The 12,507-nt window shown below is 54.9% G+C and carries 14 protein-coding genes; 10 read left to right on the top strand and 4 right to left on the bottom strand.

The window, feature by feature from the left end; genetic code table 11:
- The first annotated feature begins 32 nt into the window (after nt 1–32).
- Together KT71_RS13040 and radC are read left to right on the top strand one after the other, a co-directional pair.
- Nucleotides 33–1,103, top strand: coding sequence for a ComEC/Rec2 family competence protein (locus tag KT71_RS13040; RefSeq protein ID WP_008294910.1), 1,071 nt, complete (start codon nt 33–35; stop codon nt 1,101–1,103).
- 367 nt (nt 1,104–1,470) lie between these two features.
- Entirely contained in the window at nt 1,471–1,980 is a 510-nt protein-coding gene (gene radC, locus KT71_RS13035) for a RadC family protein (RefSeq protein ID WP_008294911.1), read from the top strand.
- Between the two features lie 162 nt (nt 1,981–2,142).
- Here the strand turns inward: radC and KT71_RS13030 are convergent, their stop codons facing one another.
- The 4 genes from KT71_RS13030 to KT71_RS13015 all read right to left on the bottom strand — a co-directional run bounded on the left by KT71_RS13030 (nt 2,143) and on the right by KT71_RS13015 (nt 6,985).
- On the bottom strand, nt 2,143–3,306 hold the full coding sequence (locus KT71_RS13030) for a DUF3800 domain-containing protein (protein WP_008294912.1): 1,164 nt from the start codon (nt 3,304–3,306) through the stop codon (nt 2,143–2,145).
- 289 nt (nt 3,307–3,595) lie between these two features.
- Complete coding sequence (locus KT71_RS13025; RefSeq protein WP_238549422.1) at nt 3,596–5,386, bottom strand: ATP-binding protein; 1,791 nt, start codon at nt 5,384–5,386, stop codon at nt 3,596–3,598.
- Between the two features lie 8 nt (nt 5,387–5,394).
- Nucleotides 5,395–6,570: an SIR2 family protein gene (locus tag KT71_RS13020; RefSeq protein WP_008294914.1), complete on the bottom strand. Its 1,176-nt coding sequence runs from the start codon at nt 6,568–6,570 to the stop codon at nt 5,395–5,397.
- Nucleotides 6,571–6,697: 127 nt separating this feature from the next.
- The gene (locus KT71_RS13015; RefSeq protein WP_008294915.1) at nt 6,698–6,985 is read right to left on the bottom strand and encodes a helix-turn-helix domain-containing protein; all 288 of its coding nucleotides are present in this window, start codon (nt 6,983–6,985) and stop codon (nt 6,698–6,700) included.
- 285 nt (nt 6,986–7,270) lie between these two features.
- Here KT71_RS13015 and KT71_RS13010 point away from each other — a divergent pair, with 285 nt between their 5' ends.
- The 8 genes from KT71_RS13010 (at nt 7,271) to KT71_RS12975 (ending at nt 12,247) form a co-directional block, all read left to right on the top strand.
- Nucleotides 7,271–7,600 carry a DUF2958 domain-containing protein gene (locus tag KT71_RS13010; RefSeq protein ID WP_008294916.1) on the top strand — a complete coding sequence of 110 codons (330 nt, stop codon included), beginning with the start codon at nt 7,271–7,273 and terminating at the stop codon, nt 7,598–7,600.
- Between the two features lie 322 nt (nt 7,601–7,922).
- Nucleotides 7,923–8,720 carry a DUF2285 domain-containing protein gene (locus tag KT71_RS13005; RefSeq protein ID WP_008294918.1) on the top strand — a complete coding sequence of 266 codons (798 nt, stop codon included), beginning with the start codon at nt 7,923–7,925 and terminating at the stop codon, nt 8,718–8,720.
- Between the two features lie 83 nt (nt 8,721–8,803).
- On the top strand, nt 8,804–9,088 hold the full coding sequence (locus KT71_RS13000; RefSeq protein ID WP_023660033.1) for a helix-turn-helix transcriptional regulator: 285 nt from the start codon (nt 8,804–8,806) through the stop codon (nt 9,086–9,088).
- A 26-nt stretch (nt 9,089–9,114) separates the two neighbouring features.
- Entirely contained in the window at nt 9,115–9,960 is an 846-nt protein-coding gene (locus tag KT71_RS12995) for a replication initiator protein A (protein WP_008294920.1), read from the top strand.
- Between the two features lie 286 nt (nt 9,961–10,246).
- On the top strand, nt 10,247–10,885 hold the full coding sequence (gene parA, locus KT71_RS12990; RefSeq protein WP_008294921.1) for a ParA family partition ATPase: 639 nt from the start codon (nt 10,247–10,249) through the stop codon (nt 10,883–10,885).
- Entirely contained in the window at nt 10,882–11,133 is a 252-nt protein-coding gene (locus KT71_RS12985; protein ID WP_008294922.1) for a hypothetical protein, read from the top strand. The genes parA and KT71_RS12985 overlap by 4 nt, the downstream gene beginning before the upstream one ends.
- The gene (locus tag KT71_RS12980) at nt 11,130–11,663 is read left to right on the top strand and encodes a DUF2840 domain-containing protein (protein WP_008294923.1); all 534 of its coding nucleotides are present in this window, start codon (nt 11,130–11,132) and stop codon (nt 11,661–11,663) included. The genes KT71_RS12985 and KT71_RS12980 overlap by 4 nt, the downstream gene beginning before the upstream one ends.
- Nucleotides 11,660–12,247, top strand: a complete 588-nt coding sequence (locus KT71_RS12975) for a S26 family signal peptidase (protein WP_023660032.1) — start codon at nt 11,660–11,662, stop codon at nt 12,245–12,247. Before KT71_RS12980 ends, KT71_RS12975 begins: the two co-directional genes overlap by 4 nt.
- The last annotated feature ends 260 nt before the right edge of the window (nt 12,248–12,507 follow it).

Genomic DNA, 12,507 nt, shown 5'->3' with positions numbered 1-12,507 from the left:
GGCACTTTGTTGGCATAAAACGGGAGGAACGTATGGCTGACTACTTCGAGATTGATTTTCTTGGCGTCGAAACCGCGAAAAGCGGGGATGCGATCACGCTGCGTTATTCGGTGAATGGCACTGAGGGTGTGCACGTCGTTGACGGTGGATATCTGGATACGGGAGATCAGATTGTCGAGCACCTGAAAACCTATTACGGAACAACTGTCATCGACCATGTGATCCTCACGCATCCAGACCGCGATCATGCCAATGGGCTGCGAAAAGTCCTAGAGCAATGCACGGTCAGAAATCTTTGGATCAACAGGCCGTGGATATACGCGGACCAGTTGATTGTTCGATTCGAGAACTATGAATCAGCTGAAGCACTGAGACGAAAGTTGCGATCCATCTATGATGCCACGGCAATTCTTGAGGACATTGCGCTGGAGAAGGGAATTCCAATCCATTCTCCTCTTCAGGGGCAGAGCATCGGTCCCTTCGTGGTGATGGCGCCCACACTGTCTCGCTACTTCGACCTGATTGTGGATTCCGCAAAGACACCGGAAGCTGTTGAGGAAAGTGCTTCAGATAGCGTGCTGAGCAGCATATTCCGGGTTGTGAAGGCCGCGACCACCTATATGAAGTCCCTGTGGGGGGAAGAGTATTTTCCACCAGAGCCGACAAGTCGTGAAAACGAAATGAGTGTGGTGCAGACGGCCATCCTAAACGGCCACAGCGTCCTGCTTACTGGCGATGCTGGGCGTGAAGCGCTGCAAGAGGTAATCGACCACGCGCCTGTTGCTGGACTCGCATTGCCAGGTATTCGATACTTTCAGGTGCCTCATCATGGCGGACGACACAACGTTTCGACGGAGATTATGGATCAACTTCTTGGTCCACGCCTGAACGCAATGCCTGACAAACACCACTGGAATGCTATATGCAGTTCCGCCAAAGCAGACGAGGATCATCCGAGGAAATCGGTGATTCGAGCTGTACTGCATCGGGGTGGGCATTGGACTGCAACTGAAGGCCAGAACATACGCATCGGCGCTGGCATCACTCGTGATGGCTGGGTGCCGATTCCCCAAGCTCCATATCCTGAAGATCAAGAGAATTGATTGCGGTTGAAGATCAGTATCATTTTGACTTTCCGCTAACGATATTTCTTGTGTCCCGGCGTGACGCCGTCGGGCTCGCGGGCTACGCCCCACGCTTCGTACCGAATCGCGGCCATCCGGCTTTGATCCCTGAAACCTCCGGCCCATGAGGGTCTGCGCGCTCCGCTTGCCAAGGGCGAGAGTGTGTAGTGGGTAGGGTATGGGCGGTCTTGCTGTTCCCTTCACCGTACCACGGCGTTCTCGCCGTCAAGGGCTGCGCGTGCTCGCACGCTTGCGGCCATGGCCGTTCATGACCCTGTGACAGCTTGCGCTGCGCCGTGCTGACGCCGGTTCCGGGCAATTCCGCCCGAGCAACCGGAGCACGATCATGACACAACTGTCCTTTTCCTCGTTCGATTCCTCTCTGCTGGTCCGTGACGCGCAAGGGCGCTACCTGCCGGCGTCGGTAGATCAGATTCTTGGCGCCGCGCGTCAGGTCATCGACCAGAAAATACAGCGGGGTATGTCCTTCACCTCACCGGCACTCGTCAAAGAGTACCTGTGTGCCAAGCTGGCTGGTTTCGAGCACGAAGTCTTCGCAGTACTGTTCCTCGACTCGCAGCATCGCTTGATCGAATACACCGAGATGTTCAGGGGCACCATCGACAGTGCTTCGGTGTATCCACGCGAGGTGGTCAAGGAAGCCCTGAGGCTCAATGCGGCGGCGGTGATCTTCTCGCACAATCATCCCAGCGGAAATCCCGAGCCGAGCCGCGCCGATGAGGCCATCACTAAGCGGCTCAAAGAGGCGCTGGCACTGGTGGACGTGCGCACGCTGGATCATGTCATTGTCGCCGGTAGTGACACTACGTCGTTTGCAGAGCGTGGCCTGATCTGATCCTGGGGGCTTCGGCCCCCTTTTTGCTTCGACTTATGCAGAAGATTAGTGTTCGGTTGTGACCCCTTGCAGACCATCGCGCACTAAGAAAGAGTACAACTAAGCGTCAGAGTTGATCGTCGCACGGTAGGCAGGCGCGCAGATCTGGCCTCTCTGGCAACGTTAAACCAGATGGTCGGGCAAAGTACGGTCATGCAAGAAGTAGTCATTCTTATAGTCACTATCCATCGGAGAGATTCGGTACATGAATCCATTGCTTTGAGTGTCGGAGATGTCTATAAGTTTGCGGAGCAAGGAGAGAGTCTGGCGTTGGACAGGGTTGAGGTTTTTCTTAATCTCAATCAGCTCCTCAACAGAATGCTCCTCCAAGAAATTGAAGTGGCTACCCAGCAATCCACAGATGCCATCCGACAATTGAATCTCTATGCAATCTCGGGAGTCCACGAAGGAATATTCTACGAACCTTCCCTTGTATCCAATCTGAGTGTTCCCCAGCGCCTCCTGAACCTCGGTTTCGTTGTCAAAGGTATGAGAGCTTGTTGGGTAAATGTACAAGGGTCGCAGGAATAGACTGTCGAAGCTATCAATGAGCACGTCATCTTCGTTGTCCACAATGAAGGGTAACTCTGGAAGGTTTGCCGCTTTGCGAACCATGTATATAACCAGTTCGCTGATGTCAGATTGTGGCTTCTTGGAGACTGATTCAAGAAGGTCAGAAAATTCCGTCATGAACGAAAAACTTGCATTTCGCTGAACATTTGGAAATCGATATTTTTTTAAAATTGGCACCAACCGATCTAAATCCGCATTGGCAAGGTTGAAGAGTTCGCCCTTGATGTGCATGACATACGGCATGTACTGGCGCAGCTCGGGCTCATCCCAGAGCGAATCCACAATGTCAACCAGTGACCAATAGAGAATATTGAAGTTTGTGTAGTGGATGAACACCCCATTGGCACTCAGCCACTCCAAAAGCGTCCTTATTTTCCTGGAGTTCAGCACGCCGAGATAGCTACCCGTAGCAAGCTGATTGAACTTGATTTCCTTGGCGGACTTTTGGATGTGCAGCGATTTGACCAACTCATCAAGCCCGGTTAACGGTTCGGATTTTTTGTGGGCAATTCCACCTAAGACAAAGTTCTTCGGCTGCTCGTTGAAACCGTCATCCCTGATCCAGAACTTGCGGATGTTATTGGTTTCATCGTAGAAGAAAGCATATTCTTCGTCTAGACCGTAGAGGGGGTTCCCTGCAAAGATGTTTAAGAGCATGCTTGCTCTAAGTTCTTCTGCATTCAGGATGATAGGATTTGGCTGCTCTTCACTCACTACAAACCTTTTGCAATCTTGTGAAACTCTTATCTACAGGTTGTACCTGGTAGGCATGAAACCAGATTCTCACAGTTTTACTGGCAAAAGCCAACAGGGGAACGACTTCGTTGAACATGAGCGGATCGTTGTTGTGATCGGTGGACGAATGTTCCCTATTGGATGATGGCAGTCAATCCATACAAATAGATAATAAGCGAAATGCCTCCTTGCGTCTCCGCTCTGCGGATCGCGCTGCTCCAGGTTTGCTATCCGCTTATCCTTGAAGGGACTAGCTATTACCATCGAACTAGCTACAGGCATCCTCATTGCCATTAGCAGGTGTGTTCCAGAGCTTTTCAAGGTCTACGTCCTCACTGCTAGGTTGCTTATTACTGGGCAAACGGTCTACTTGTATAACCATTGGTAAATCGAAGGCCGTACCTGTTACCACACAGCAACCTTGAGAAAGCCCTGGAATGAGGCTTCGTGACAGGGAATCCAGCGTTGAAATCGTATTGTCGATCAGGTATAGGTCTCGGTCATTCACTAACCGATGGATGAAGAAGTTGTGCAGTTGGGAAATAATGGTCGGGGAGATGTCGGCGGGGCGCTGACTAGCGATCGTGACAAACATTCCAAACTTGCGCCCCTCTTTGATGATTTCCTCGAACTGCTCTAGTCGATAATCCTTCCAACTTTCGCTTTCTCGAGTGGATTGGTCAGATAGGATGTTGTGAGCCTCATCGACAATGACATGAATCGTTCGGTCGGGAGGAGTATCTACAGCTGCCTTGTGTGCGTTGTAGTAGTGCTTGGCAAATAGCAACGGTAAGACTTTTTTGACTTCGTTGTTGCAGCGGCGTAGAGAAACGACCGTTAGTAACCTTTCGGGTTGTGGAGCATCTCCAATCACAATGACTTTGCGTATACTGGATAACGACGACTCAACGCGCTTGAGTAGTGGCTGAATATGCTCGAACTGGACATAACCTGCATTCAAGTCAGACATCAATTGCAGGTTGACACGAAGAACGAGCTCATCAAATTCGTCGAGACCTTGAATATCTAGTGTGTCTACGGTCGGTGCGATGTGTGCCGCGTATTGATTTCCATCGGGGTCAATGAACGCCCTACAATGGAAACGACCATTGCGGTACCACGTAACCTCCGCCAAGAGATCCTGAACGGCTTGGTTGTTCATGCGCCGAGCAACCGTCCGCATAAGATCTAGCGTTGCGGGTTTAACTTCGCCTGCGCAGAATGACTGGCGGAACTTCATTTTTGCGTAGTTCGCCAATGCAGCACGGTTGCCTCCGTACTTAAGTTTCCCGGAAATGACCCGATTTAGGAATGGTCGCTGCGTGTTGGTGGTCGCTTGGAAAAGTAATGATAGTGTCTCAATATCCCAGAACTCTTGCGGTGCCAATGGGAAGCGGGCATTGAGGTCTTCAGGATCAGGATTTATCAGTGTAGAGAGCTGATAGACAGTTTTGTGTTCCGCTGGGGCTAGCTGCTCGCCCCCATATTCTCCGTTGAAGTCGAGAATAATGAAACGGCTCTTCCCAGCAATTAGCTGAAGTTTTTCATCAAATAGTACGGAGTAGAGCTTCGCTAACGTATTGGATTTACCGCTTCCAGTATTTCCAAATATGCCAATATGACTGTTAAAGAGGCGTTTCCATGGAAGCCCGATTGCGATCTCCTCTTTAAGCATGTGCCCGATTTTGAATTCGCCATCAGACTTTCGGTCGAAAATGGATCGGATTCGCTCCTCTGGCATCAGGAATGCAGGGTCCTGAATCATCGGTAAGTACTTTATCCCTTGGGAGAAGCCTGTATGGTCAAAGAATCCGATAGGCCTAACCTCAACCTTCCGCACATAAGACGGCTTACCGTTCCGTGTCTCAATTCGGCTTTCGTCAAGGTATTCACCTTCAACCATGCATATGATGTCCCGAAAACCACGCTGGATAGAAAGATATTCGCGGATAGATACACCTTTGTATTTTTTACCACCGTGAAATAGCGTCTCTTTACTGGACTGTTCGTCGATCTTAAGAATCACCTTAGTGCCATGAACAGCGATGACATCACCCACGCGGATACTCATACGCTTGCTTCGGCTCCATCATCGATTACATCAGATCCTGCCTCAGCCGCAGGCTGTGCCGTTTTGATGGATGCCTCTGGCCATGCCAGAATCTTCTTATTAAACGTTGAGAAATCTATGGTTTCCCCATCGATGCCAAGACACTGGACGTTGCGGTAGCCCTTGAATTTCTCACACATCACTTGGTATTCAGCAGTATTAAAGCAGCATACAAATACTTGTAGTCCCGGATTTGACAAAGAGCGCATCACAAGATTGAGGATGTGCTCGTCAGCGAAGGAAAAACCGAAGGTAATAAGTACTGCATTTGGCTTCTCAAGTTCATAACTGAGCAATCGGAGCATCTGGTAATAGTGCTCCTCATACACGGTTTCATGGAATTTCCACTTAGTCGGGTTGACGATGGGCATCTGTTCATACTTCGCCCAAAATACAGACAGGGCATCGTCATCAAAATCTGGCTCTTGCAAATCTTCTAGCGTGGCGGTGGAGCTATCGAGAACGTCAGAAAACTGCTGCAACGCAGTTGTCAAATCCTCGCTCAACAAGGATTCTTTGGACAAAATATCGTAATCGACCAAGATGGCCCCGTCTGTTTTGCTCCAGTACACCGACCCGTGGAGATGGATCAGGTTGATCTGTGGGATGCTGGTTTGATAACGGCCGAAGACACCAGTTTGGCAAAGGTAAGAACCGAAATTTCGAGCCTGTAATATCCGCTTAGTAAATCCACGCGAACCATCGTTCAAGATAAAGTCCGTGTGCCCCTCTTTGAGCAATTGGTCGGCCACAAGCGGAAAGCATCCATCGTAATTCGTTGTGAAGACGTTGCAACAGCGATCCAATGCCTTTCGCCGCTTGACCATCTCTAAAATCGTAGTGAGAAAAGTACGATAGTTCTCAATGACCTGGTTACCGGAGTCGGTAGCCGTTGCTGTTTCGAGCGTGAGTTGTTCTGCGGGCCTGATGCAGGTGGAATAATAGTGCATGAACAACGGAACGAAACGTCGGTCACGTTCTTGCTCGAATTTCGTCGCCAGTTCCTCTAGCGTGAATTTTTCACCATTCTCATTAGATAACTGGAGTTGCAGCGTGGGAAGAAGTCCAAATGAAGCCCCTGAGCCAAACAAAAAATTGACGTCCTTATCGTAAATGTCGCTGATAGAGATCACTTCTTCCTCCAGTATGATTATTTTTCGTCGGCCTACGTGATGTTAGTGATCGATGATTTGTACGCGCAGTCACACCAGTCTGAAGTGTTTACGCACTTTGCGACAGCAAATAGTCAACCTCAGTTACCTAAAGATTGTTTTCAGTAATCTCTTCCAATTCCTGCCGTACTTGTGCAAGGAGTTGATCGGCTTGGTCTTCGCTATCACCAGTATATGCCAACGTCAACAACGTAAGCGGATGCACCTCCATCACCTCGCACAGTTCGGCCAGCTTGCTGAGGGTCGGGCTTTTCAGATCGCGTTCCAAGGTGCTCATATAGGTACGGCTCGACACGTCGGAAAACGCTTCCTGGCTCAAGCCACGCGCTTTCCTGACTGCTTTCAACGCCCTCGCCAATGAGTACTCTGCCGCCACCTATGGTTTCCTCTCAAAAACCAAGATGACAACCTATTGCATCCTATAGGGCTACAATCTATAGTGTTCATTTTGTATTGATTCCCAGTTCCGCGCTTTTACAGAAATCCGGTTTTGCGGATCTCGCCAAATTCGAGGAGTCGTATTTGTGCCTTTCCAGACCTACGCCAATGCGCCTTCACGCTTCTACGCTTCGGCTGATTCGTGGGGTTGCGCTTTTGAGTTTTCACGTACAAATGGTGAAGCGGTTTGGTGGTTCTGCTCCTTTGAGGAAGGCGTGCGGCCATGACTCTGCTCATCACCGACGCGGAGCGTGCGCAATTGATCACCAACGGCGACTCCCTGGACCCGATGCCAGTCGTGCGGCTGTTCACCCCGGACGCTCACGCTACCTGGCTGCTGGCCTCGCTCGATCCTGCTGACGGGGACACAGCCCATGGCCTGATCGACCTAGGGATCGGGATGCCTGAGTTGGGAACGGTGAAGTTGTCTGATCTGGCGTCCATCGTCGGGCCGCACCGGCAGCCCGTGATGCGCGATCACTACCTCCAGCCGGTGCGGCGGCTGTCGGAATACCTGCGGCTGGCTGAGGAGAACGGCTCGATCATCGACTGAACAATCAGAGACAACGCCAGCGCATTGTGTCTTTTTGGGTCTGGCCTCAGACCGGTTGGGTCTCAATGGCCGGCCTTGCATAGAAATGGTGCGCACCTGATCGAAACGGTCATGATGTCTGGTGCGGCTTTTGGCAGGCTGGCCGATGCGGCACGCCATTTTGGGGCAGGCCGCCGTCGCATTCGGACGAAACTTGCAATAGCTCGGAGCCAATCGGTCTTGACACTAACAGTTTATCGTTGGACCCATGACATTCTGATGATCGCTCCATAGCACGAGTATCCGCCGTGGCGACGTACCTCAAGCCGAGGGAGGTTGCGCCATGGCTGATCGCAGCTCTGAGTATTGGTATCCAGCGGCGGCCTATCTCTATGCTCTGCACTTAGATGGCCCCGCGCTGGCGTGGGAATACCTGCGCCGTCATCCTGACTATCGCCAAGACTGGCTACGCCGTCGGCGCCGGTCGGACGCGGCGCTGCGCTGGGGCTTACGCCTGCTGGAAAACCCGGCGGTGGATGCGCGCGAAGCGCATCCAGCTTGGTTTCCCGATCACGATGCAGTACTCCAACTCTATCCAGATGTCGACCCACCGCTCGATACGGAAGTCTTCACGCTTTGGCGCCTTCCGGGCCACAAGCACCTGATCCATGATGGGCGGCGATTGATACTGGTGGCCCGCTGGCCGGGTGCCTGTCTGCACTTCGCTTTGGCGCCCGACCTGGCCGATGGCATGGCTTACGCCTATGCCATTCGAGCATCCGGCACGTCCCGCGCACGCTGCCAGGTGTTGTCGGCCTCGCTGGGTAAGTTGGCAACCGTCACCGGCATCCCTCCTGTCGCGCTGACAGGACCTCGGCCATCTCTGGCGCCTCTGTTGGAACTACACACCTTGCAGGCACTCGACGCGACCTTGGCCGGCGCGTCATTGCGTGAAGTAGCCGAAGGGCTCTTCGGGGCCGATGCCGTCGCCGATGACTGGCATGCCGACAGCGCTTTGCGCGCCCGCGTGCGTCGACTGGTTCGCCGGGGTAATGCGCTGATGCGCGGCGGCTATCGCCGCTTGGTGCAACTTCCTCCGGTTGAGCAGGGACGCGCTGCGGTTACCGCAAAACGTCCCTGAACAAGAGTCCCATGTTTCTTGAGACTGCCTCCATCCGGTCACGCTGTGTGGCCGGTCGTTTTCAACCGATGGAGGTACATCCCATGCGACCCGCTCCTTTACGACCCGCCGCCGTTACTGCCGCTGCGCCCGCGCAGCCACAACGCTACCTAACCAACGACGAAGCCGCCGAATATCTACGTCTGTCGCCGCGTACGCTGGAAAAGCAGCGCGTGATCGGTGGCGGGCCGAAGTTCCGTAAGTTTGGCCGCCGTGTCATGTACGCTGTGGCCGATCTTGATGCGTGGGCCGATGCGCGCAGCTACGAGGCCACCTCCGACCCCGAATACGCCGAACGCCACGCGGGTGACTACCGTGATGGCCGCTGATCAACGGCTCGCCGGTGGCCGTCTCTATGTCCAGTCCATCGCTGCCACTCCGGCAGCAGCGAGAGCAGCTCGACCTGTTCCGCGCACTGCCAGCCGAGGATATGGCACCGCGCGACGCCCAGGACTTGATGGCCTATCCGTTCTTCTCGCTGGCAAAGTCGCGGCGCACAGCGCCGATCGACTTTCGCAGCGGCAAGATCACCATTCGTGTCGAGGGCACGCAGGAACACGGCATCGCCACTATCTGGGATGCCGATATTTTGATCTGGGCCGCCAGCCAGATTGTCGAAGCCCGCGATGCGGGCATCCAGCCGTCACGTCGAATGCAGGCCACGCCCTACGAGATCCTGCGCTTTATCGGGCGCGGTACGTCGCTGCGCGACTACCAGCGCCTCAAAGCCGCATTCGACCGGCTGCAATCGACCACGGTGGCCACCTCCATCCGCGAGACCACCGGGCGGCGCCTGCACCGGTTTTCCTGGATCAACGAGTGGAAAGAACTGGCCGATGCCAACGGCAAGCCGCTAGGCATCGAGCTGATCTTGCCGGACTGGTTCTATGCGGGCGTACTCGATGCTGCACTGGTATTGACCATCGACCCGACATACTTTCGGCTCACCGGCGGTATAGAGCGCTGGCTGTACCGACTGGTACGCAAGCATGGTGGTCGGCAGGCAAACGGTTGGCAGTTCGATGTTCCTTACCTGTATCGCAAGTCCGGCAGCTTGGCGCAGCCGCGCGATTTTGCCCGCGATCTGCGCGCCCTGGTAGCGAAGCAGTCACTGCCTGGTTACGAGCTGTCCATCGAACGCTGGCCCGGCGAACCGGAGATTCTCGCCTTCCGGCCCGTGCCGCAAACGGCACGGGGATAAGTCTGGGGATGGCAGCAGAACAAGCTGTGAACGGGCTCGTGCTATCGGACGCGCTAAGACTCGTGCTATCAGGCGCACCGGTATCGTGCTATCAGCCGCGAGAATTTAGTCTAACAAACTGGTTTATAAATACTTTTTCGGCCCTTAACTTTATATCTAACTTAAAAACTTATCTAACCAATAATAATAAACAGCTATTGAATCGGTGGATAACCGTCAACCAGCAACGACAAAAGCGTTTTTCAGGCTGTTCAAGGTATTACTTTCCTGTACGGAGGGCCGCGCCATGATCGTTGCTTTGCTCAATCAGAAAGGCGGCGTAGGCAAGACTACGCTCGCTACCCACATCGCCGGCGAACTAGCGCTGCGCGGTCAGAACGTCATTCTGCTGGATGCCGATCCGCAAGGATCATCACTGGACTGGACACAGCGCCGAAGCCAGCAAGGTTTGCCCAGGCTATTCAGTGCCGTGGGTCTCGCCCGTGAGACCTTGCATCAAGAAGCGCCAGAACTCGCCAGAAGGGCCGATCACGTCATTATCGATGGCCCGCCCAGGATTGCCGCCTTGGCGCGCTCCGCACTGCTGGCGGCCGAGCGGGTGCTGATCCCGGTGCAACCGAGCCCCTACGACCTATGGGCTTCTGCCGAGATGATGGCGCTGATCCGCGAGGCACAAATGTTCCGCCCGCAGCTCACTGCGGCCTTCATCATCAATCGGCGCGTCAGCACCACGGTGATCGGGCGTGAAGCACGACAGGCACTGGCCGAACAGCCGTTGCCCGTACTGCGCGCTGAAGTGCGCCAGCGTATCGTTTTCGCCGACAGCGTGGCCGCTGGCCGATTGGCACGCGAAACGGCGCCAGACAGCATCGCCGCATGTGAAATCATGGCGCTGGTGGATGAACTGCTGCGGTGGCCGTTATGAGCAAGGCGCACAGCAAACGCGTCGGCATCGGTGCGCGTCCTCCTGCCAATCCACAGGCGGAGGCATGGATTCGCCAAGGCGACGCCGACGCACTCAACAAGGGCGATCTCTACACCGCCCGATTGACCCTCGACATCACGCCTGCCATGCGGGCGCGCATCAAGGTCTCAGCCTTCACGCAGGGCGTGACCGTGGCCGAGTTGCTGCGTGCCTTGCTGGAACGCGAGTTCCCGGAGAACCCATCATGAACACACAGTTTTCTGCCACCCCGGCTGCATCGCCACCGCCGCTCGCCACGCTCCCCGGTCAGGCCGACAGCGCACCGCTGACGCGCGTCTCGCTGGCCTATCTCGAATCCCGCTTCAAGCTTTACCTGCGCTTCGGTGAACCCGTACGCATCATTCGATTCGATCGCTGGCGGCGCGTGGCGGGGTTCCTGCCAAACGCCATATTCTGCCGCATCCGCTGGCAGGCTAATGACTACGGCACTGTGCGTTGGCAACTCATGGTGATGCAGTCTGGTCTGCCGCGAGATGCCATGCAGCGTATCCCTGGTGTGAAGCCCGGCGCGCGTCTTCTGCTGCACACGCAAGGCGACCACAGGGTGCGCACTATGCTGGAACGCATCGACGCTATCGAGGCACAAGATATTGCACCGGCAACGGTGCCGCCCGCGTATTGGCGTACGCTCGCCAATAGGCTTGCTGCGCGTTTACCGTTGCCCGAGTACACCGCCGAGCGGCATGCCGCCTGGCTGGCCGGGAGGGCGCTGCAATGACCGTCGTGTCTAATACTGGCCCCGCATTGCGTTCTCGCTCGCCCTTGAGCGTGCGCATCTTGCTGATAGTTCTTTCCGTCTGCGGTTTAGCTGCATTGGCCTGGGCGTCCTTCGTGCAGCCGTTGCCGCGCCTGATCTACAACCCGTCGGACAGCGTGCCCGTGGGTTGGTATCGCCTCGATCCGCTGCAACACTCGTCCGATTCGCTGTCACATCGGCTGGAAGTCGGCAGCATCGTCCTGACCACATTACCGCCAGAAACGGCTGAGCTCGCCGCGCGGCGTGGTTACCTGCCAGACCACATTCCATTGCTGAAACGTGTGGGTGCAGTCGCACCGCAACATGTATGCATTTCGGCCGATCAGATACGCATCGACGGTGTACTGGTGGCGACTTTGTTGCACACCGACCGGCTTGGCCGGGAGCTACAAGCCTGGCCGCACTGCCGGCAGCTTCAACCTGGCGAACTGTTCCTGTTGAGCGTGACCAACCCAGCGTCGTTTGACAGTCGCTATTTTGGTCCGGTCAGCGTGTCTGCCGTGATCGGTGTTGCGAGCCCTGCCTGGCTGGAGAAACGTCCATGATGGCCGCCGATTTACTGTGGTTCAGCGTGACATCGAAGCTCTTCCTTGATGGCGCGTCGCCGTGTTATCGCGCGTGCAGTGCGCGCGCATCCGTGCTGCCTTCCAACGTGCAGACGTCTTGCCTCGAACATGCCCGACCTGTGGTCGTGGCTCTGTTCGCCGGCGCGCTGGCTGCTAGCAGCATAGCGCCGCCGGGCCGCCGCTGCCCGGAGCGACAGCGAAGGGCAAAGGCGGAAGGCAAGACAAAAGGACGCGGCACC

The sequence above is a fragment of the Congregibacter litoralis KT71 genome, assembly GCF_000153125.2.
In the GTDB taxonomy this organism is placed as follows: domain Bacteria; phylum Pseudomonadota; class Gammaproteobacteria; order Pseudomonadales; family Halieaceae; genus Congregibacter; species Congregibacter litoralis.
Note: the sequence above shows the minus strand (reverse complement) of the source record. Positions and strands in the feature narration are given on the sequence as shown.